Raw genomic sequence first — 22,167 nt, 5'->3', positions numbered from 1 at the left:
TTGGCCGTTAGTGACTAAACCGTTAATAACGGTATACGAGCAGCAAGCTCAATACCGTCAGGCGATAGTTGAAAACCGTAACAGATAACTTCCACCCCAGACGCTTGAGCCTGCGCCAGCAAATTGGCATAACGCGGGTCAATATGTCGGGACGCTGCAACCTGGGTGATACCCGAATGCAATACGGCAAAGAACAATACTGCCCGGTGCCCATCAGCAACCTCGTTTTGTAGCTCCCGCAGATGCTTCTGACCCCGTAGCGTCACCGCGTCCGGGAAATATCCGCACTGTTGTTGCAATAAGGTTACAGACTTCACTTCAATATAGCAGTTGGATCTATTTTCTGCCTGTAATAACAAGTCGATACGGCTATTTTCCGCGCCGTACTTTACCTCAGGGTAGACAGCACTGTAACCGGATAATTCTGGTATTGCATCCAGTGTTATTGCTTCGTAGACTAACTCATTGGCACGCATAGTATTAACGCAGATCCAATCACCGGTTTGGGTATGGGTTAGCTCCCAAGTATGGGGATATTTACGCTTAAGATTGTCCGAAGTGGAATACCAAACTGTGTCACCTGGTGTTGCACATCCGGTCATGGCTCCGGTATTGGCGCAGTGAATAGTGAGGGTTTCACCTTCAGGCGTCATCACATCTGCCAGAAAACGCTTATAACGCTGAATCAGAGTGGCGTGTTGTAGCGGGGTCTTAAATCGCATCTTGTTCCCTTTTTTTCTCACCCAATGACCAGCTTTGTATCACTTTATAGCGGGTGCGCCCACGGCTATAGACGGATTCATAAAGCGAGAACTGGCTCGGCGTGAATTGACCGGCATCTACTTTGGGCGGCAGGCTGACTGGGCGTGTGGCATTGCGAAACAGCGTGACATGGGGATGAAACGGCATCGGGCTTTGGTAGCAACCGCTGCGTGCCGCTTGAGATCGCAGCAATTCCGCTAGCTGTAGCAATCCTCTGGGGGCGTGTTTACACCCGAGCCATACCACGCCGGAACCGGGCCAGTGGCCGAGATCGTCCAGAGTCACGGTAAAGGCTGGCTGCTGGATACGGCCAGCCAGTTGCCGAAGCGCCTGCGATTTCTGCTCGCTCACTTCTCCCAGAAAGGCCAGCGTCAAATGCAGATTGGCGGCGGCGATCGGGCGGCCGGTTTCTTCGGGGAAATGATCGGCCCGCCACTGAATAATGTGCTGTTGGCGCGATCGTGGCAGTGCCAAAGCGAAAAACAGGCGGCGGCTCGGATTATTTGCTGAATCTGTCATTAATAAGGTTTCGCATCGTTAAAGCCTGACTAAATACGGCGTAAGGGCTAGATGCTACAATGCCTGACTGTGAAAGTTAACCTTCGTGGAGTGTGCTGTGTCTTCTTTGCCCGTCAGTGCTGTTGTTGACGATCTATTGTCTGCGTTGCAATCTTCGCCGCAAGTCTTGCTTCATGCACCAACTGGCGCAGGAAAGTCCACCTGGCTACCGCTGCAAATTCTGCAACGGGGCGGGTTGGCAGGGCGCATTATCATGCTGGAACCTCGTCGGCTGGCAGCAAAAAACGTAGCTTATCGGTTGGCGCAACAACTGGGAGAGGAACCGGGGCAAACAGTGGGTTATCGCATGCGTGCCGAAAGTAAAACCGGTCCGAATACTCGCCTAGAAGTGGTTACCGAAGGTATTTTGACCCGTATGTTACAGCAGGACGCTGAGTTGCAAGGCGTGTCGCTGGTGATTCTGGATGAATTCCATGAGCGTAGCTTACAAGCTGATCTGGCACTGGCGCTGCTGTTAGACGTACAGCAAGGGCTACGGGAAGATTTGAAGCTGTTAATTATGTCCGCAACGCTGGATAACCAACGGCTTTCGGCGTTATTGCCCGATGCCCCAGCGATCGTTTCTGCGGGGCGCAGTTTCCTGGTAGAACGCAGCTATCAGCCACTATCCAACCATGAGCGGTTAGAGGATGGCGTTGCCAATCGGGTGAAACGCTTACTGAACGAAGAATCCGGTTCTCTGCTGCTGTTTTTGCCCGGAGTGACTGAAATTCATCGGGTCATGGAGCGATTGAACGGTGAAGTGGCCGCTGATACCGATCTTTGTCCGTTGTACGGCGCACTGCCACTGGGCGAGCAGCAAAAGGCCATTCAGCCAGCGGCAAAGGGGCGCCGCAAAGTGGTGTTAGCCACCAATATTGCCGAGACCAGTTTAACCATCGAAGGAATTCGGCTGGTGGTGGATAGCGGGCTGGAGCGGGTTGCACGTTTTGATCCTAAAAATGGTCTGACGAGATTATTAACGCAGCGTATTAGTCAGGCGTCAATGACTCAGCGGGCTGGGCGAGCCGGTCGATTAGAGGCCGGGATTTGCTGGCATCTGTTTGCCAAAGAGCAGGCGGAGCGAGCACCGGAATACGCCGAGCCGGAAGTGCTCAGCAGCGATTTATGCAGTTTCTGGTTGGAACTGCTGCATTGGGGATGTCAGGACGTTTCCCAGCTAAACTGGCTAGATTGCCCGCCAGCGTCTGCTTTATCGGCGGCTCAGGATTTACTACGGCGTTTGGGAGCCATTGATGACAACGGCCAGTTGACGATGATGGGTCGCGCTATGGCGGCGTTGGGCTGCGAGCCGCGTCTAGCGGCGATGCTGTGTGCGGCGGCGAAGCATGGCGAGGACGCACTGGCGACCGCCGCGCTGCTGGCAGCCATAATTGAAGAACCCCCACGCGGCGGCCAGATCGATTTACATTATTGGCTGAGTCGCCCTCAGGCCCATTGGCAGCGACGCGCCAGACAATTACAGCAACGTTTGCCGCAGCGGGCAGGCAGCGTCGATAGCGATTTGGCCGGTTGGCTACTGGCACTGGCTTATCCGGACCGTATTGCGCAGCAGCGTGGCCAGGATGGACGTTATCTGCTGGCTAACGGTATGGGGGCGGCAATGGCGCAGGATGATGCTTTGTCTCGTGCTCCTTGGCTAGTGGCGATGAGTTTGTTACAACATGCCAGCGGGCCGGACGCCCGCATTTTGCTGGCGCTACCGGTTGATATCGATCAATTGGTTAAACAGTCTCCCCACTGCGTGACGGAACAAGCCGCGGTGGAATGGGACGAAGAAAAAGGTACTTTGCGCGCCTGGCGCCGCTGGCAGATTGGCCGTTTAACTCTGAAAGCCCAGCCGTTGAGCAAACCCAGCGATGAGGCGCTACAGCAGGCATTGCTGAACTGGGTGCGTGATCAAGGGCTAAATGTATTGAATTGGGATGAGAATGCCCGCCAGCTACGCACTCGCCTACATTGTGCCGCGCGCTGGCTGCCGGAGGCCGAATGGCCTGCGGTGGACGATCAGAGTTTGCTGGACAATTTGGCGTTGTGGTTACAGCCCGCTTTACAAGGGGTTCGTGATTTGCGCGGTCTGCGACAGGTTAATATTGCTGAAGCTTTAACCCGTTTATTAAGCTGGCAACAACGTCAGCGGCTGGATAGTGCGCTGCCAAGTCATTACACTGTGCCCACGGGTAGCCGACTATCTATTCGTTATGATGATGATAAACCGCCGGTACTGGCGGTGCGGCTACAGGAAGTTTTTGGTGAACAAAGCAGCCCGCGCCTTGCAGAAGGGCGGGTTGCCGTGGTGTTGGAGCTGTTATCTCCGGCTCACCGCCCTTTACAGATTACCGGTGATTTGGCCGCGTTCTGGCAAGGAGCCTATCGGGAAGTACAAAAAGAGATGAAAGGGCGTTATCCCAAGCATGTCTGGCCGGACGATCCGGCGAATACCTTACCGACCCGGCGCACCAAGAAGTATCAGAGCTGATTATTTCAGATGTTTCCTCTTCCCTCGCTCTGAGGCGGAGGGGACATTAAGCGGCTATGCCCGCCAATACGCGTGGAAGTAGTGGAGAAAATACATGTCAGATGACCGCGAGCCTACGGGGCGCAAAGGTAAAAAACCTGCGGCCAAATCCGCGTCGAAACGGCCCTTGCGTCGTCGACGTGATGAAGATGATTATGAAGAAGACTATCTGGATGATGATGATCGCGACGATGATGACTATGACGACGAGGATAAACCCGTGCCAAGAAAGGTAAAATCTCGTCCTGCGCGCAAAAAGCGCCGTTGGCTCGGCCTATTGATCAAACTGTTTATCGTGGCGGTGGTATTGCTGGCGGTTTACGGCGTATATCTTAACTCGCAAATCCGCAGCCGTATTGATGGCAAAGTCTGGCAACTGCCCGCGGCAGTTTATGGTCGCATGGTTAACCTTGAACCGGGCATGGCCTACAGCAAAAAAGAAATGGTTAATTTGCTGGAAGGAATGCAATACCGTCAGGTGAGCCGCATGACCCGACCGGGCGAGTTTACGGTGCAAAACGACAGCATTGAAATGCTGCGTCGACCGTTTGATTTCCCGGATGGTAAAGAAGGGCAGATCCGCGCTCGTCTGGTATTCAAAAACGATCGTTTGGCGCAGATCGTCAACTTGGATAATCAGCGCGATTTCGGTTTCTTCCGCCTCGATCCTAAATTGATCACTATGTTGCAATCGCCAAACGGCGAGCAGCGCCTGTTTGTACCGCGCGCCGGTTTCCCGGATCTGCTGGTAGATACCTTGCTGGCAACGGAAGATCGTCATTTCTACGAGCACGACGGTATCAGCCCTTATTCCATCGGGCGTGCGGTAGTGGCTAACCTGACCGCGGGTAAAGCGGTACAGGGTGGTAGCACTCTAACTCAGCAGTTGGTAAAAAACCTGTTCCTGACCAACGAGCGCTCTTTGCTGCGTAAAGCCAATGAAGCCTACATGGCGCTGTTGGTGGACTATCGCTATAGCAAAGATCGTATTCTGGAGCTGTATCTGAACGAAGTGTATCTCGGCCAGAGTGGCAGCGATCAGATTCGCGGTTTCCCGCTGGCCAGCCTGTATTACTTTGGTCGTCCGGTGGACGAACTGAGTCTGGATCAACAGGCCATGCTGGTGGGGATGGTGAAAGGGGCATCGCTGTACAACCCGTGGCGTAACCCGAAATTGGCGCTGGAACGACGCAATCTGGTGCTGAAATTGCTGCAAAATCAGGGGATCATCGATGCCGAGCTGTATAATATGCTCAGCGCTCGTCCTCTGGGCGTACAGCCGAAAGGCGGCGTTATTACGCCGCAGCCTGCCTTTATGCAGATGGTTCGTCAGGAGCTACAGGAAAAACTCGGCGACAAGGTAAACGATCTGTCTGGCGTGAAGATCTTTACTACTCTCGATCCGGTATCACAGGACGCCGCTGAAAAATCTGTGGAAGACGGCGTTCCGGCGCTGAAAGCGGCACGTAATATTAAAGATCTGGAAGCTGCGGTAGTGGTGGTTGATCGCTTTACCGGCGAAATCCGGGCAATGGTCGGCGGTGCGCAGCCACAGTTTGCCGGTTTCAACCGGGCAATGCAGGCGCGGCGTTTGATTGGTTCTCTGGCGAAACCGGCGACTTACCTCACCGCCCTGAGTCAGCCGGACAAATACCGCTTGAATACCTGGTTGGCGGATCAGCCGGTTTCTATCAAATTGCCGAACGGCACTAGTTGGCAGCCGAAGAACTATGATCGCCAGTTCCGCGGGCAAGTGATGCTGATGGATGCTTTGGCAAATTCGTTGAACGTACCGACGGTGAATCTGGGGATGGCGGTTGGTTTGGATCAAATCAGCGCCACGCTTCAACGCTTAGGCATTCCTAAATCGGTCATTAATCCGGTTCCGGCGATGTTGCTCGGGGCGATCGATCTGACGCCAATAGAAGTGGCGCAGGAGTATCAGACTATTGCCAGCGGCGGTAACCGAGCTATGTTGTCAGCGGTACGCTCGGTGATTGCGGAAGACGGTACCGTACTGTATCAGAGCTTCCCGCAGGCGGAGCGTATGGTTCCGGCGCAGGCGGCTTACCTGACGTTGTACACCATGCAGCAAGGGGTACAGCGTGGGACCTCTCGCTCTCTGTCAGCCAAGTTTGGGAAATACAATCTGGCGGCGAAAACCGGTACTACCAACGATTTGCGCGATAGCTGGTTTGCCGGTATTGATGGCAAAGAGGTAGCAATTGTTTGGGTTGGGCGCGATAACAATGGTCCGGCTAAGCTGACCGGTGCCAACGGGGCGTTAACTCTGTATCGTCGCTATCTGGAAAACCAAACTCCGCTGCCGTTGATGCTGCAACCGCCGGAAGGAATTAGCCAGATGAGTATTGATTCTGCCGGTAACTTTATCTGTGACGGCGGCAGCTGGCGCACCATTCCAGTGTGGACTGAAAACCCGCAGGGCTTGTGTCAGGCTGCGGCCGAACCGCAGCCACAAACCGAAGGTGACGGCGTAGCCGGTTGGATTAAAGATATGTTTGGGCAGTAACTTCCCGCTAAACTGGCGCGGCCTCAGTCGCGCCAGTCCTTTCCTGATTTTCCCTCGTATTATCCCTGACGTTCGCTCTTTTGATCTCGCTCAGAGTTATTCTGCCGCTATCCGTGGATGATGCTGGCCCCTCTGAGAGCGCTCAGCGGTGGCAAGCAATGCAGTTTTTCCGTTAATATCACCGCTGATTATCGTCCGCCCCTAGATCTTGCAGTGAGTTGGTTATTACGCATAAACTGATTGCTTTGATAATTATTATCGTTTTTATTCATTTTCTCATCGTGCCGTTATAACAGGGCGCTATGTTAGGTAATATGCAGGATAGACAGGCTAGGCAATCCAGTAACTTCACTCTTCGGGAACTGAGTTTTTCCGTTCCCGGCCGCACGCTATTACAGCCGCTGTCGCTGAGTTTTCCGCAGGGAAAAGTATGCGGATTGATTGGCCATAACGGTTCGGGCAAATCCACCTTGCTAAAAATGCTGGGTCGCCACCAGTTGCCATCCGCCGGTGACGTACTGCTAAACGATATTCCGTTGAGTCAGTGGGATAACAAAGATTTCGCCCGCGAAGTGGCCTACCTGCCGCAGCAATTGCCTGCTGCTGAAGGGATGACGGTGCGTGAGCTGGTCGCTATTGGCCGCTATCCGTGGCATGGAGCATTGGGGCGTTTTCGGCAAGAAGATCGCCAACAGGTGGAGGACGCAATCGCGCTGGTGGATCTCAAGCCTTTGGCTAATCGATTGGTGGACAGCTTATCCGGCGGCGAACGTCAGCGCGCCTGGTTGGCGATGATGGTAGCGCAAAACAGTCGCTGTCTTTTGCTAGATGAACCCACTTCCGCGCTGGATATTGCCCATCAGGTTGAAGTACTGAGTTTGATTCAACGTTTGAGCCACGAGCGCGGCCTGACAGTGATTGCAGTACTGCATGATATTAATATGGCTGCTCGTTACTGTGATTATCTGGTGGCGCTGCGCGGCGGTGAAATGATCGCGCAAGGAGCATCTGAATCCCTGATGCAGGGCTCGGTATTGGAACAAATTTACGGCATCCCTATGGGAATTCTGCCGCATCCGGCTGGCGGTTCGCCGGTAAGTTTTGTCTATTAATGAATCAATTTTCCTCTGCTGTACCTGATAGAGAACGTCGCCGTTTTCTGATGGCGCTGGCGGCTTCGCCATTGCTTTTCGCACTGCCGGGGCGAGCGACATCTTATCCTGATAGCGGCAAGATCGTCGCGTTGGAGTGGCTGCCCACGGAGCTGTTGATGGCTCTTGGCGCTACGCCGCTGGGCGTGGCTGATATTCATAATTATCGTCAATGGGTGGAAGAACCTAAGCTGCCCGCCAGCGTGATTGACGTGGGGCAGCGTACCGAACCGAATCTGGAGTTGTTGCAACAACTGGCTCCCTCACTGATTTTACTCTCTGAAGGCTACGGCCCCACGCCGCAGAGACTGGCGCCTATCGCACCGAGTATGAGTTTTGCTTTTAACACGCCGGGTGGTTCGCCGTTGGCATCGGGCAGAAAATCTGTGCGAGCTTTGGGGCAACGTTTAGGTATGGAGGCTGCGGCAGAGCGTCATCTGGCCGAATTCGACGCTTTTATCCTCGCCGCCCGTGGGCGATTGCAGGGAGATAACCCAGGCTCGTTACTGATGTTTTCGCTGCTGGATAGCCGCCATGCGCTGGTGATTGGGCAAAATAGCTTGTTTCAAGGGGTTCTTGACGAGCTAAACATCGTAAATGCCTGGCAGGGGGAAACCAATCTGTGGGGCAGCACCATCGTTGGTATCGAGCGTCTGGCACAGGTTAATCCGGGGAAAGCTATCTGTTTTAACCACAGTAACGACCAGTTGCTAAAACAGGTTTCCAGTACGCCGCTATGGCAATCCATGTCCTTTGTGCGCCAGCAACGGTTACGGGAACTGCCGCCGGTATGGTTCTACGGCGCAACCTTATCGGCGATGCGTTTTGTTCGTTTACTGGAACAAGCGTTGGAGCAACCTTCATGAGCACCGCTTTCCTGCGTTCTCAACGGCTAATACCGATTGGGCTGATGTTTCTACTGTTGGCTTTCGGCGCGGCGTTAACGTTGTATAACCTCAATCAATTACTCCCGTTTGCCGACTGGTATCTGGCTCTATGGTCGCCCAATATCGACGATGTGCGACAAATGCTGTTTTATTACAGCCAGTTACCTCGGGTGGCTGTAGCGTTACTGACCGGCGCTGGTTTAGGGCTGGTGGGGGTATTGTTCCAACAAGTATTGCGCAACCCGTTAGCTGAACCTGCCACTTTGGGTGTGTCTGCCGGTGCTCAGTTAGGGCTGACGGTGGCAACGTTATGGATGCTGCCCGGCGGTGATTTCACGCGTCAACTGGCGGCGATGGCCGGTGGCGTAACCGTCGGCTTGCTGGTATTTGGCGTGGCCTGGGGCAAACGAATGTCCCCGATCACGCTGATTCTGGCCGGTTTGGTTCTGGGGCTGTATTGCAGCGCGTTGAGTAACTTACTGGCGCTGTTTAATTACGATCAATTACAGGGACTTTTCCTGTGGAGCAGCGGGGCACTGAATCAGCAGGATTGGAGCGCGGTGCAGTTTATTCTGCCTCGCCTGTTACTTGCTGGGCTGCTGGCGGCCTTGCTGATACGCCCGCTGACTTTACTGGGGCTGGATGATGGCGTGGCGCGCAATCTGGGGCTAGGCCTGTCGTTGGCTCGCCTTGGTGCGTTGGGGGTGGCTATCATATTTAGCGCAATGCTGGTCAATGCCGTGGGGGTTATCGGTTTTATTGGCCTGTTCGCTCCGTTACTAGCGAAAATTCTCGGCGCACGGCGCTTATCGCAGCGGCTGCTGTTGGCTCCTTTAATCGGTGCATTATTACTGTGGGTGACCGACCAAATTATGGTTTGGCTCACACCGGTATGGCGTGAAATTCCCACCGGTGCCGCGACGGCGTTAATCGGTGCGCCGCTGTTGCTATGGTTGTTGCCACGTTTACACAGTGTCACGCCGCCGGCGATGAATATTGGCGATAAAGTGCCGGCAGAGCGTCAAGGTTTACTGAGATGGGCTAGCGCCGGCTTATTACTTTTGCTGGCGGGATTGGCGGTGGCTCTGCTGTTTGGCCGCGACAGTCACGGCTGGCAGTGGATTAGCGGCGATCATCTTTCGGCGCTGTTGCAATGGCGCTGGCCGCGGGTTCTGGCTGCTCTGGCTGCCGGGATGATGCTGGCGGTAGCCGGTACGCTGATTCAAAAGCTGACCGGCAACCCAATGGCTAGCCCGGAAGTGCTAGGTATCAGCTCTGGCGCCGCTTTTGGCGTGGTCATGATGCTCTTTATTGTGCCGGGCAATGCCTTGGTATGGCTGTTGCCCGCTGGAAGTTTGGGGGCGGCGGTTACTTTATTCCTAATTTCGGTTGTCGCCGGGCGCGGCGGTTTTTCTCCCGGTAGAATGCTGCTGGCGGGGATCGCGGTCAGTACTGCATTTACCACAATAATCACCATGCTGCTGGCCAGTGGCGATCCGCGAATGCGTGGCGTGCTGGCGTGGATTTCTGGCTCTACCTATAACGTCACCGGTTCACAGGCATTATCCACCGCAATTATCGCGCTGGTGTTGATGGCTTTGGCTCCGTTGTGTCGTCGCTGGCTAATGATTTTGCCTCTGGGCGGTGTAACGGCGCGAGCGGTAGGAATGGCACTGGCTCCTAGCCGCCTAGCGATATTACTGCTGGCCGCCAGCCTGACCGCCGCTGCAACCTTAACGGTAGGGCCGCTGAGCTTCGTCGGCCTGATGGCGCCACATATGGCGCGGATGCTGGGCTTCCGTCGTGCTATTCCACAGTTAATCATTGCGGCCATCATTGGCGGCTTGCTGATGGTGTTTGCCGATTGGTTCGGGCGTATGCTGCTGTTTCCTTACCAGATTCCGGCGGGTCTACTGGCCACCTTTATTGGTGCGCCTTACTTCGTCTATTTGTTACGTAAACAGAGCAATTAAGCCTTTATCAGGCGCAGAGAACTCTCTCTGCGCCGAATCCAGCCCCGCTCTTTAATTGGGATATCCCCTCAGAAAATTATTCTAACCTGACGCAAATTCACCGTTGAAAACTCGGCTAATTCACGGCATTTCTTCGCGATTTTCTGGTGTGGTCGCATTTTGAAAAGCCTGTTAATAATTCATTTGTGAATAGAAATTATTTGTATTAGTGTTTACGCGTTTTTTACACTTCGTCATAACTTCCTTCGCGGTACGCTAATGAAAAATAATCGTCAGAAGTTGCTCAGAGATACTGTTGTTATTGCCGCGGCACTGTTGAGCAGCAGTGTTTATGCTGCCGCTGAGACTAACGCCGATACTATGGTGATCTCCGCCAGTCGCACTAATAAAACCGTGGCGAATATCGCCCAGACCACCTGGATTATCGACAACCAGCAAATCTCCGAGCAGGCCGGTGGCGGTAAAGATATCAAAGAAATTCTGGCGCAATTGGTGCCGGGTATGGACGTCAGCAGTCAAGGGCGTACTAACTTCGGCATGAATATGCGTGGCCGCGAAATGATGGTGCTAATCGACGGAGTGCGGATGAATACTTCCCGCGCCGGTAGCCGTCAGCTGGATTCTATCGATCCGTTCAATATTGAACGTGTAGAAGTGCTTTCCGGCGCCAGCGCACTTTACGGCGGCGGCAGTATTGGCGGTTTGGTCAATATCATTACTAAAAAAGGTAAGCTGGGCTCCGAGTTTGAATTCGAAACCGGCGCTAAAAGTGGTTTCAACAATAGCGATGATATGGATAACAACTTTGGCGCGGCGTGGAGCGGCGGCAATGAACATATCGACGGACGCATTTCTGCGTCTTATCGTCGTTTTGGTGGCGGGTACGATGGCAAAGGCGATCCTATCACCATGGATATCACCCAGACCGGTTTACAGTATTCCGACCGCCTGGATTTGATGGCCAATGGCGGTATTAATCTGGATACTAATCGCCGTATCGAAGTGCTGGCGCAGTATTACAAAAGTGCCGGCGATGGCGATCATGCGCTGTATTTAGGTAAGGACTTCTCCGTTGTGACCGGCAAAGGTGGACACGCAGAAAACCGCAGCGGTATGTATTCGGACCGCATTCCCGGCACTCAGCGTAACCTGCTGAATTTCACTTATACCGATAAAGATTTCTTCGGCCAAGAATTGTTGGCTCAAACTTATTATCGTAACGAAAAGCTGGATTTCCATCCCTTCCCGCGGCTGAACGCCGATAAAACCAAAGTCGATAGTTATTCCACTTCTCAGCAAAATACCGATCAATACGGTGCAACAGTAGCGCTTACCCGTACATTAACCGACAGGTGGAATCTAACTTACGGCGCGGACATTGATCGGGAAGAGTTTGATGCAAATCAGATGAGTTTCGATATGGCGAAAGCCAATGCCAGCGGCGGCATGAATATGAGCAGCATTTATCAGATTGGCCGCTATCCGGGCTACAGCGTGACTAATAGCGCACTGTTTATGCAAACGGACTATGCGTTATCGGAAATGTTCACGCTGAACGGCGGTGTGCGCTATCAATATGCGAAAAATACCATCAACGACTTTGTGGGGACCACTCAACAGGAAGCCGTTGCCTCTGGTCAGGCTAAGAGCGCCGATGCTATTCCCGGCGGCACAACCAGCTACGATAATCTGTTATTCAACGCTGGCGTATTGGCACATTTGACCGAAAATCAGCAAATGTGGCTAAACTTTTCTCAGGCGTTCCAATTGCCAGACATCGGTAAATATTACGGTCAGGGCAACTACGTCAAAGTGGGCGACCACTATCGCCTAAAAGACAGCATTAACGTAGCGGATTCTCGCCTGCAAGGGATTAAAACCAACTCCTATGAGTTAGGCTGGCGTTATCTGGGCGATAACGTCACTACCCAATTGGCGGCCTATTACACGCAGTCGGATAAATCGATTAACTACAATAAATCCACGTTAAATATTGATGTGGTGGATAGCAAACGTCGTATTTACGGGATGGAAGGGCAAGTTGATTTCAGTCTGCCAATGCCAGAATGGACCACCGGTGCCTCTTTCAACCTGATTCGCTCTGAAAATCAGACAAAAACGGGCTGGAGCAAAGTGACTATCACTGAAGCCAGCCCGTCAAAACTGACCGCTTATGTAGGCTGGACGCCGGGAGACTGGAATCTGCGAGTACAGACTCAGCAGGCGTTCGATGTGACCGATGGCGCTGGAATGAAACTGGATGGCTACAACACCGTGGATATGTTGGGTTCTTACAGTCTGCCGGTGGGTAAGGTTTCTTTCTCTATCGAAAACCTGCTGGATACTGAATACACCACAATTTGGGGGCAACGGGCTCAGGTCTTCTACAGCCCGCTGTACGGACCGGCCTCGTTGTATGATTTCAAAGGGCGCGGGCGTACCTTTACTCTCGGTTATTCGGTGATTTTCTGATTGCCTACAGAGAATAAAAAAACCCGCTTAAAAGGCGGGTTTTTACGTTTAACGTCAGGTGAACCTTACAGCTTGGCGAAACAGCGGCGAGCGGCATCCACGGTTTTCTGAATGTCTTCTGCGCTGTGCGCTACGGACATAAAGCCAGCCTCAAAGGCGGACGGCGCCAGATAAACCCCTTCTTCCAGCATCAGATGGAAGAAGCGTTTGAAACGTTCTACGTCGCAAGCCATGACGTCCTGATAGCAAGTCACTGATTTAGCATCGGTAAAGAACAAGCCGAACATGCCGCCAACGTGATTAACGACCAGCGGGATATTCTCCTCTTTTGCCGCATGTAGCAGGCCAGCAGCCAGAGTGTCGGTCAGCTCGGTCAGGGTTTCATGTACGCCAACCTGCGAGACTTCCGTCAGGCAGGCATAACCGGCGGCCATGGCAATCGGGTTACCGGACAAAGTCCCCGCCTGATAAACCGGGCCGGTCGGCGCCAGCGCTTCCATGATTTCTTGACGGCCACCAAAAGCACCGACTGGCATACCGCCGCCGATGATTTTACCCAGACAGGTCAGATCCGGTTCTACATCGTAATAGCTTTGCGCACCGGCCAGCGCCACGCGGAAACCGGTCATTACTTCATCGATAATCAGCAGTGCCCCGAACTCGTCACACAGCGCGCGCAGGCCCGGCAGGAATTCTGGCAGCGGCGGTACGCAGTTCATATTGCCGGCAACCGGCTCGACGATGATGCAGGCAATGTCCTGCGGATATTGTTCGAAAGCAGCGCGTACAGAGGCTAAATCATTGTAAGTGCAGGTCAGGGTATGCTTGGCGAAATCGGCCGGAACGCCCGGAGAGTTAGGCTGCCCAAGGGTCAGAGCGCCGGAGCCGGCTTTAACCAGTAGGCAATCGGCGTGGCCGTGATAACAACCTTCAAACTTGATGATTTTATCGCGGTGAGTATAGCCGCGCGCTAGGCGAATAGCGCTCATGGTAGCCTCAGTGCCGGAGTTTACCATCCGCACCATATCCATGGTTGGCACCAGATTGGTAACCAACTCAGCCATTTTCACTTCCATTTCGGTGGGAGCGCCAAAGCTCAGGCCGCGCTCAACCGCTTCAATAACCGCGTTGCGCACCGCCGGATGATTATGACCGAGCACCATTGGCCCCCAAGAACCAACATAATCGATATAGGCTTTGCCATCGACGTCGAAAAGGTAAGCGCCATCAGCCCGATGGATAAATAGTGGTACGCCCCCGACACCGGTAAATGCACGCACCGGAGAGTTAACCCCGCCGGGGATCAACTGTTGCGCCTGGGCATACAAACTTTCGGACTTATTCATTAACTGGCTCCTGAATTGGGCTTGGCAAGGAATTAATCCGTTCATTCTAAAGTACTGACGGCGGTTATCAAATAATTGGGCATCTTTCGTGTAGGAATGCAGGCTATAGCCCGCTTTCTCATTAAGGAAAAAAGATCGCCAACTCGCGGCATCCTGCGCCAGATCATGCCTCTACGGATTTTATGCAGGCGAATAGGTCGGTTGTGCGCTAAAATCTGCACACCGTCTATTTGTATTACTTATTGGTTCAACTGATAAATAACTTCACTATGACTGATTCAACACAACAAACACCTAACGTTGGCGCCTTACGAATTAGGCGTGGTCATTTCATTCGAACCCTGATTAATCGTGATAAAACGCCGATTATTATTTTAGTTATGGCGGGCGTGGTTGGGGTCATTACCGGTTTGCTCGGTGTCGCTTTCGATCGTGGCGTCGATTGGGTCCAACAGCAACGCTTTGCAGCGATAGGGCAGGTTGCAGATTACGCCATTCTGGTGTGGCCGCTGGCTTTCATCCTCTCTGCACTGTTGGCCATGGTCGGTTACTTTTTGGTTCGCCGCTTTGCCCCAGAAGCAGGTGGTTCCGGCATTCCTGAAATCGAAGGCGCGCTGGAGGAAATGCGCCCGGTTCGCTGGTGGCGGGTGATTCCGGTAAAATTTTTCGGTGGTCTGGGTACTTTGGGCGCTGGAATGGTTCTGGGGCGTGAAGGACCAATGGTGCAGATGGGGGGCAACACCGGACGAATGGTGGTGGATATTTTCCGACTCCGTAGCCCAGAAGCGAGACATTCTCTATTGGCAACAGGGGCCGCAGCCGGTTTATCCGCCGCCTTTAATGCGCCGCTGGCGGGGATTTTGTTTGTTATCGAAGAAATGCGCTCTCAGTTCCGCTACAGCCTGGTTTCGATTAAGGCGGTATTTGTCGGCGTTATTATGTCGACCATTGTTTACCGCTATTTTAACGGTGAAAAAGCACTGATAGACGTTGGTCGCCTCGGCGATGCGCCGTTGAATACCCTTTGGCTGTATCTGGCACTGGGAATTTTGTTTGGGGCGGTGGGTGTAGCGTTCAATGCTTTGGTATTTCGCACTCAGGATATGTTTATGCGTTTCCACGGCGGAGACTGGCGTAAACTGCTGATGATTGGTGGACTACTGGGCGGTATGTGCGGGCTGTTAGGGGTCATTCAGGCTGAAACCGTCGGCGGTGGCTTTTCGCTAATTCCTATCGCGGCAGCGGGAAATTACACCATCGGTATGCTGCTGTTTATCTTTATCGCTCGAACGATCACCACTTTGCTGTGCTTCGGCTCTGGTGCGCCGGGCGGCATTTTCGCACCGATGCTGGCATTGGGCACCATGTTAGGTACCGCCTTTGGTCTATCTTGCGGCCACTTTTTCCCAGAATATAATATTGAAGCAGGGACTTTTGCTATCGCAGGAATGGGGGCATTATTTGCCGCATCCGTCCGTGCGCCCCTGACGGGCATCGTTCTGGTGCTGGAAATGACCGATAACTACCAACTTATTTTACCGATGATCGTGACCTGTCTGGGGGCGACGCTCATTGCCCAATTTATGGGCGGTAAGCCATTGTATTCTGCCATATTAGCCCGTACCTTACAGCGTCAGGAACAGGCCGCAGAAGCGGCAAAAGCCCGGGAAACGGCGGTTGAAACAGGTAAATAAAATATATCATTTACCGGGAATACTTGAACCCATTACTCAGGTATTAGATAATTGCCACATAGATCAGGCTGCCATTGTAGTGACCTGCAACTCGAACACCGGTTGGGAGTACAGAGTATGAGCGACGAAACAGTATTGCCCCTGCAGTTTACCGAGGCAGCGGCGAAAAAAGTAAAATTGCTGATTTCAGATGAAGAAAATCCGAATATGAAACTGCGGGTCTACATTACCGGCGGCGGTTGTAGCGGATTCCAATATGGTTTTACTTTCGACGACCAGATCAATGATGGCGATATGACCATTGAAAAAGAAGGGGTTGAGCTGGTGGTTGACCCAATGAGCCTGCAATATTTGGTGGGGGGTGCGGTGGATTACACTGAAGGTCTGGAAGGCTCACGTTTTATCGTGACTAACCCGAATGCCAAATCAACCTGCGGCTGCGGTTCTTCCTTTAGTATCTGATAGATATTGCATCGACTTGTTGATCGTGAAAAAAACCGCCTGCCTTTCGGTAAGCGGTTTTTTTATGTCCGGCGTTGATCACTTTCGAGCCACACGTTCTCGATCACCATTCTAAAGTCATCAATTGAACAGGAAGCTGCACATCGTTTATGACCTCATTTTTCCGTAGTGTTACAGTCTCAGAACGCGTAATTTTGGGGGCATAACCGGCGTCTTTCGGGCAATTTACCTGCGGGTTTGCCCCGTATGGGGTATCACTGGTCTCTGGTGAAATCTGGCATGCTGCGTACAGCTTCAGGCTGACAAAGATACTGCCATTCTGACTTTTTGCCAGTCCGGGCATTGCGAATAGCGTTAACCAGGAAGTCAAAAAAAGTCGTTTCATAATAAATTTTATAGTTTATTGGCCATCTTTTCGTTCAAACGGAAAGCACATTGAGTATCAAGTATCGGTCTGCTGAGAAAAAACTTGATGGCTGAACTCTGAATATAACTTAATCAGTGCTAGGGGTCGTGATAATAGAAGCAGAGTGGGAAAAATTGTCGTGATGAAAAAGTAATATGTCACCACAATATACGCTTGATTTTCATGATGTAAAAACCTGAAAAAACAAAATGATAAATTAACTTTAAACTCTATGCTGAATACTGTTTTTATGACACACCTGCATTTATCAGTCTGCGATTATAGCGCAATCGTAATATTAAAGCCGCATATAAATAAGCACTGTAATGTAACGGTATCTAAAGTGACAGGAGGATATTATGAGCATAGCTGTAACTATTGGGACTCGTTCGGTTTTAGTTAGTGAAAGTCGCCTTGAACGAATGATTTCACAGGATAAAGACCATGCAACGCATCTGGGATTATGGGACAAAATCATGGATTATTTCCGCCCGGAAAAAAAACAGGATGTAATGAATGAACTTTACAGGTTAACCCATGCTCATGGCACATCAGCAAGCATAACTCTACGAGATCGGGTAGAGACTTTTAATAAACTTAAATTAATGTCTGAGCCAGTGTATAGGAATTTATTTAGAGTAGAGGACCATCCGAATAAAGATAACATTACGTTCTTTATTGGCGAGCAGGATATATATAGCCAAGATCGCCACACTCTACTACTAGAAGAGAAACAGTTCCTTTCATACTATAATATGGAAAGAATCAATACTGACCAAGATTTGAAAATAGATTTTGCTGCAGCAATTAAAAGATATATTTTTGGTGATTTAAGAGTGCAGGGGAATAATGGCGGAACTAAACAGATTTTCAAAGATATATGCAGAGGAACATATAATGTAGACGGGTTAAAAATGTCCACTACTGATAAAATTAGCCCAGAAATGAAAGAATCTCATCTGAAAAACTTTATTAAAAAATTAACGGTAAAACAGGAAGCAGTTTTTAATATCGTGGGATCGCAACTTGGGCAAATTGCGCTGATAGATACTTTATTGTCCTCTAAAAAGCAGTTTTTTTTCCTTGGGAACCCGGACAAGCAAGCTGAGTATCGCTTTGATGCAGAGAGTGGTGAGGTTGAAGTCAGCCATCTCATTCAGCAGAATGTAAGTCATGAACATTTTAAGGTGTTACGTGAACATTACTTTCAAGAAAACGCGCATTGGTATGATGGACTTAGTCTTAAAGCCACTTTTACTATTGCAGGGGATGGTTCTGTCGATTGCACTAACTTCCATTTTTACAGTAAAGAATATGATGGAAACACGGAAACTCATTGTTCCTAGTCATTGGTCGAGTCGACGTTTAGGGCCACTGGATTTATGTGAGTCGATATGGTCAGTGGGGAAGAGCATTTTTTGCCCTTTCTGGGCCGGCACTGGAGTAGATATTCGCAACTTGAAGCCGTTTACTGCAAACGGAAGTTGTCCAGCATCAACGGGCGTTTTTCGCTCGTTAATGCTGGGCTGAATTGAGATTAATCTATTCAATCTCAAAGGTGGGCAATTTCAAGCGCCAGCGAATGGCGGCCAGCCGGATACCCAGTGTGATGACCATCCCCAACATCATAGCCTGTTGCAGCGGCATACCAAAAGTATGGTAAGCCGTGGCATGCACAATGCCGCCAATAATACAGGCGGTGGCGTAGATTTCGGTGCGTAGAATCATCGGTATTTCCCGTGCCAATACATCGCGAATAATTCCTCCGCCCACGCCAGTAATCACGCCCATACAAATCGCCACCAGCGGGCTGGCTCCGGCGGCAAAGGCTTTATTCACGCCGATGCCCACAAACACCGCCAATCCAATGGCATCCAGTACAGGTAGAATCCACTTTGGTGTCCGGCGTGGTTGGCGCACCAGCAAAATGGTCGCCAGACAGGTGATCATCGCTACCACCAGATCGGTGGGATCTTTTACCCAAAAAACCGGGCCATTAGCCAGCGCCATATCGCGAATGGTTCCGCCTCCGACTGCGGTCACCACGCCCAATACCAATACGCCAAAAGGGTCCATCCGTAGCTTGCCTGCCAAGAGTACGCCGGATATGGCAAATACCGCCGTACCTAAAATATCCAGCCAATAGACCAGCATTTGAGATTACTCCGCGACAGAGGATGAAATGCTGGCCAGTTGCTGGCACAGCTGTTGAGCGGCGAGCAGGATACGCGGGCTGGCGCGATTAAACCAGTCTTCATTGACGGCAATAACCGGGATATCGAGCTGTGGCTGCCAGAAGGCGCGAACCGTCTTGATTTGTTCATCGCCGCCGGCGATAACGATAGCCTTTGGCTGGCGGTTAAGTACCTGTTCACGGCTGATTTGCGGCCAAGGTACGCGGCTATCTGCAAAAATATTTTCGCCGCCACACAGCGCGACGACTTCACTTTGTAAGGTATGCCCGGAGGTGGTAAACAGCGGCTGGGTGCCAAATTGCAGCAATACCTTCAGTGGCTGATTTTTTCCATAATGCTTTGCCAGCTCTGCTCGCTGTAAGCGAATTTGCTGCGCTGCCTGATGGGCTTTTTGCGGTTCAGGGCTGTATCCCGCCAGTTTATCGAGATCGTCGGCGATCTGCTCAATAGTAGTGGGATCGGAATAAAAGATGGGAATACCGAATGATGCCAACTGATCGAGCGGGCGTTGGGCATTACCGCCGCGCCAGGCCAGAATCAGGTCTGGCTTAAGCGCCAGTATTTTTTCAACATTAATCCCTTGCCAGGAAGCCACATGCTCCAGATTTTTGGCCGCTTCAGGATAGTCGGAGTAATCGCTGACGGCGACCAGTTTATCCCCCAAACCGGCGGCATAGGCCAGTTCGGTCGTGCTAGGAGCCAGACTGATGACCCGCTCGGCTGCCAATGCGGGTATCGCCATTCCTAGGATCAAAAAGCCGCAGAATATGACTCTGCGGCAGAATGTCAGTGAGCCTGATTTCATGCTTACGCGCGCTGGGACAGCATTTTTAGCATGGCTTCAATCATCAGCGTTGATTGCTGAGCGGCTACCACCAGGAACTCATCGAAGCTCAGATGCGATTCTTTATCGGCAACGTCAGAAATTGCGCGCACCACGACAAATGGGGTATTGAAGGCGTGACAAACATGGCCGATAGCGGCGGCTTCCATTTCTACAGCAGCTACGCTCGGGAAGGTTTTGCGGATACGAGCCAAAGGCTCTGCGCCATTGATAAAGGCGTCGCCGCTGCAAATCAGGCCGCGTACTGCATTAAGATTCAATTGTTTGATGCAGGTTTCAGCCAGTTCGATCAGTGCGTTATCTGCGGTAAAGGCTGCTGGGCAACCGGCCATTTGGCCAGCCTCATAACCAAAGGCGGTGACATCCGCGTCGTGGTAACGCACTTCTTCGGAAACTACAATGTCACCCACGTTCAGCGAGGCCGCTAGGCCGCCGGCGGAGCCGGTATTAATGACGACGTCAGGCTGGCAATGTTCCAGTAATAATGTGGTGCCCATTGCCGCAGAGACTTTACCGATGCCGGATTTCAGCAGGGCAACCTCTACTCCATACAACTGGCCGGTGTAGATCTCACAGCCTGCGCGTGACAAGGTCTGGCGGTTTGCTATCTTGTCGCGTAGCAGAGTAACCTCTTGTTCCATCGCGCCAATAATTCCTACTTTCATTTTGAATACTCGCTAATTTTTAAAAGGGGATAACCATGTTTTTCTCTGTCAGTAGGTTATCATTGTAGTGAGCTGCAGGTAATGTGCAATGGCGTTGCGTCGCGGGTGGATATAAGGGTGCAACCGTCAGGGGGGAATGATGTCCGGGATCGACTTTAAGCAGAAAATCAGTTTCCAGCGTCCGTTTAGTCAAACGATTACCGCGGAAGATGAATATGACATTGTGCGCCAGTTTGAGAGCGATCGCGGGCGCATCGTCAATTCGGCGGCTATTCGGCGTTTACAGCAAAAGACTCAGGTTTTTCCGTTAGAACGTAATGCGGCGGTTCGTAGCCGCTTAACCCACTCGCTAGAGGTTCAGCAGGTGGGGCGGCACATTGCTAAAGAAATACTGAATCGCTTTAAACAAGATAAACGGATCGACGAATTAGGTCTGGATAAGCTACATGATCCTTTTGAAAGTATTGTAGAAATGGCCTGTCTGATGCATGACATCGGCAACCCACCTTTTGGACATTTTGGCGAATCTGCAATCAATAATTGGTTTTCCCGCCGTATGGACCCCGCTAGCTGCGGATCGGAGCCGCAAACTCAGGATCGTTGCGAGGTTAGTTTTCTGCGATTGTCAGAAGGACAGCAGGAATTGAACCAGCTGCGCAGCCGTATTCGACAGGATCTCAGTCATTTTGAAGGTAATGCTCAAGCTATTCGTTTGGTTTATACCTTGCTGAAGCTTAATCTGACTTACGCGCAGGTTGGTTGTATTTTAAAATATACCCGCCCTGCCTATTGGTCTGCGCCCCCGCCTCCCAGCCACAGCTATTTGATGAAAAAACCCGGTTTCTATTTGGCGGAAGAAGAATATGTTGAGCGGTTGAGACGAGAATTGAATATGGGAGAATTCGATCGCTTCCCGCTGACTTATATTATGGAAGCTGCCGATGATATTTCTTACTGTATTGCCGATCTGGAAGATGCGGTAGAAAAGAGCATCTTTACCGTGGAACAGCTATTTGAACATTTGAAGAACGAATGGGGTGAAGTCGTATCCGGCGATTTGTTTGATAAAATAATTTGGAATGCGGCGCGGAAGGTTGAACGAATTCAAGGGCGAAGGAGTTCGGAAGATCAATTCTTTATGTATTTACGGGTATATACCGTCGGTAAATTGGTTCCCCATGCCGCTCAACGATTTATTGATAATTTATCTAGCGTATTTAATGGAACCTTTAATCAGGCGTTATTAGAGGATTCCAGTCCAGCCTGTAAATTATTACAGATTTTTAAATCTGTAGCGGCAAAACACGTATTTAATCATCCGGAAGTTGAACAACTTGAGCTACAAGGCTATCGGGTTATCAGTGGGTTGCTTGATATTTACAGCCCGTTACTCTCTATGCCGCAGGCGGCTTTCGCTCAGTTGGTCGCGGAGGACAGTCATCGCGGTTATCCGATTGAAACCCGCTTATACCATAAACTTTCGATTAAGCACCGTTTAGCCTATGTCGAGGCAGTAGAAGGTTTGAGCCATTTATCCGCCGAGCAGCGAGAGATTAGCGAATATTATTATCGGGCTCGATTGATTCAGGATTACATCAGCGGTATGACCGATCTTTATGCCTATGATGAATATCGTCGTTTGATGGCGGCAGAATAAGTTTCTGCTGCCGTTTTATTATTTAA

General features: G+C 51.4%; 16 protein-coding genes. 10 read left to right on the top strand and 6 right to left on the bottom strand.

Annotated features, from left to right (window positions below):
• Positions 1 to 14: 14 nt before the first annotated feature.
• Together sfsA and thpR are read right to left on the bottom strand one after the other, a co-directional pair.
• A complete protein-coding gene (gene sfsA / locus AD970_RS16150; RefSeq protein ID WP_049601313.1) occupies positions 15 to 722 on the bottom strand; it encodes a DNA/RNA nuclease SfsA in 708 nt (235 codons plus the stop codon).
• Entirely contained in the window at positions 712 to 1,281 is a 570-nt protein-coding gene (gene thpR, locus AD970_RS16145) for an RNA 2',3'-cyclic phosphodiesterase (protein ID WP_049601311.1), read from the bottom strand. Before thpR ends, sfsA begins: the two co-directional genes overlap by 11 nt.
• 97 nt (positions 1,282 to 1,378) lie before the next feature.
• Here thpR and hrpB point away from each other — a divergent pair, with 97 nt between their 5' ends.
• From hrpB to AD970_RS16115, 6 genes are all read left to right on the top strand, one after another.
• Positions 1,379 to 3,820, top strand: coding sequence for an ATP-dependent helicase HrpB (hrpB, locus tag AD970_RS16140; RefSeq protein WP_049601310.1), 2,442 nt, complete (start codon positions 1,379 to 1,381; stop codon positions 3,818 to 3,820).
• A gap of 94 nt (positions 3,821 to 3,914) precedes the next feature.
• Positions 3,915 to 6,389 carry a bifunctional glycosyl transferase/transpeptidase gene (mrcB, locus tag AD970_RS16135; protein WP_049601307.1) on the top strand — a complete coding sequence of 825 codons (2,475 nt, stop codon included), beginning with the start codon at positions 3,915 to 3,917 and terminating at the stop codon, positions 6,387 to 6,389.
• A 314-nt stretch (positions 6,390 to 6,703) separates the two neighbouring features.
• Positions 6,704 to 7,501 carry a Fe3+-hydroxamate ABC transporter ATP-binding protein FhuC gene (gene fhuC / locus AD970_RS16130; RefSeq protein WP_049601366.1) on the top strand — a complete coding sequence of 266 codons (798 nt, stop codon included), beginning with the start codon at positions 6,704 to 6,706 and terminating at the stop codon, positions 7,499 to 7,501.
• A complete protein-coding gene (fhuD, locus tag AD970_RS16125) occupies positions 7,501 to 8,406 on the top strand; it encodes a Fe(3+)-hydroxamate ABC transporter substrate-binding protein FhuD (protein ID WP_049601304.1) in 906 nt (301 codons plus the stop codon). Before fhuC ends, fhuD begins: the two co-directional genes overlap by 1 nt.
• Positions 8,403 to 10,400, top strand: a complete 1,998-nt coding sequence (gene fhuB / locus AD970_RS16120) for a Fe(3+)-hydroxamate ABC transporter permease FhuB (protein WP_049601301.1) — start codon at positions 8,403 to 8,405, stop codon at positions 10,398 to 10,400. Before fhuD ends, fhuB begins: the two co-directional genes overlap by 4 nt.
• Before the next feature lie 258 nt (positions 10,401 to 10,658).
• Complete coding sequence (locus AD970_RS16115; RefSeq protein WP_049601298.1) at positions 10,659 to 12,872, top strand: TonB-dependent siderophore receptor; 2,214 nt, start codon at positions 10,659 to 10,661, stop codon at positions 12,870 to 12,872.
• A 65-nt stretch (positions 12,873 to 12,937) separates the two neighbouring features.
• Here the strand turns inward: AD970_RS16115 and hemL are convergent, their stop codons facing one another.
• Positions 12,938 to 14,218, bottom strand: a complete 1,281-nt coding sequence (hemL, locus tag AD970_RS16110; protein WP_049601296.1) for a glutamate-1-semialdehyde 2,1-aminomutase — start codon at positions 14,216 to 14,218, stop codon at positions 12,938 to 12,940.
• 269 nt (positions 14,219 to 14,487) lie between these two features.
• Between hemL and clcA the strand changes: the two genes are divergently transcribed.
• From clcA to AD970_RS16090, 3 genes are all read left to right on the top strand, one after another.
• On the top strand, positions 14,488 to 15,912 hold the full coding sequence (clcA, locus tag AD970_RS16105) for a H(+)/Cl(-) exchange transporter ClcA (RefSeq protein WP_049601294.1): 1,425 nt from the start codon (positions 14,488 to 14,490) through the stop codon (positions 15,910 to 15,912).
• Positions 15,913 to 16,029: 117 nt separating this feature from the next.
• On the top strand, positions 16,030 to 16,374 hold the full coding sequence (erpA, locus tag AD970_RS16100; RefSeq protein ID WP_049601291.1) for an iron-sulfur cluster insertion protein ErpA: 345 nt from the start codon (positions 16,030 to 16,032) through the stop codon (positions 16,372 to 16,374).
• Between the two features lie 765 nt (positions 16,375 to 17,139).
• Positions 17,140 to 18,126 (top strand): hypothetical protein, encoded by a 987-nt coding sequence (locus AD970_RS16090; RefSeq protein ID WP_049601286.1) that lies wholly within the window; start codon positions 17,140 to 17,142, stop codon positions 18,124 to 18,126.
• Positions 18,127 to 18,322: 196 nt separating this feature from the next.
• Here the strand turns inward: AD970_RS16090 and AD970_RS16085 are convergent, their stop codons facing one another.
• The 3 genes from AD970_RS16085 to mtnN all read right to left on the bottom strand — a co-directional run bounded on the left by AD970_RS16085 (position 18,323) and on the right by mtnN (position 20,484).
• Positions 18,323 to 18,934: a TRIC cation channel family protein gene (locus AD970_RS16085; protein WP_049601283.1), complete on the bottom strand. Its 612-nt coding sequence runs from the start codon at positions 18,932 to 18,934 to the stop codon at positions 18,323 to 18,325.
• A 6-nt stretch (positions 18,935 to 18,940) separates the two neighbouring features.
• Positions 18,941 to 19,717: a vitamin B12 ABC transporter substrate-binding protein BtuF gene (gene btuF, locus AD970_RS16080; protein WP_157045561.1), complete on the bottom strand. Its 777-nt coding sequence runs from the start codon at positions 19,715 to 19,717 to the stop codon at positions 18,941 to 18,943.
• A 65-nt stretch (positions 19,718 to 19,782) separates the two neighbouring features.
• Positions 19,783 to 20,484: a 5'-methylthioadenosine/S-adenosylhomocysteine nucleosidase gene (gene mtnN / locus AD970_RS16075; RefSeq protein WP_049601279.1), complete on the bottom strand. Its 702-nt coding sequence runs from the start codon at positions 20,482 to 20,484 to the stop codon at positions 19,783 to 19,785.
• A 139-nt stretch (positions 20,485 to 20,623) separates the two neighbouring features.
• Between mtnN and dgt the strand changes: the two genes are divergently transcribed.
• On the top strand, positions 20,624 to 22,141 hold the full coding sequence (dgt, locus tag AD970_RS16070; RefSeq protein ID WP_049601278.1) for a dGTPase: 1,518 nt from the start codon (positions 20,624 to 20,626) through the stop codon (positions 22,139 to 22,141).
• Positions 22,142 to 22,167 lie beyond the last annotated feature (26 nt).

Source organism: Yersinia nurmii (assembly GCF_001112925.1).
In the GTDB taxonomy this organism is placed as follows: domain Bacteria; phylum Pseudomonadota; class Gammaproteobacteria; order Enterobacterales; family Enterobacteriaceae; genus Yersinia; species Yersinia nurmii.
Note: the sequence above shows the minus strand (reverse complement) of the source record. Positions and strands in the feature narration are given on the sequence as shown.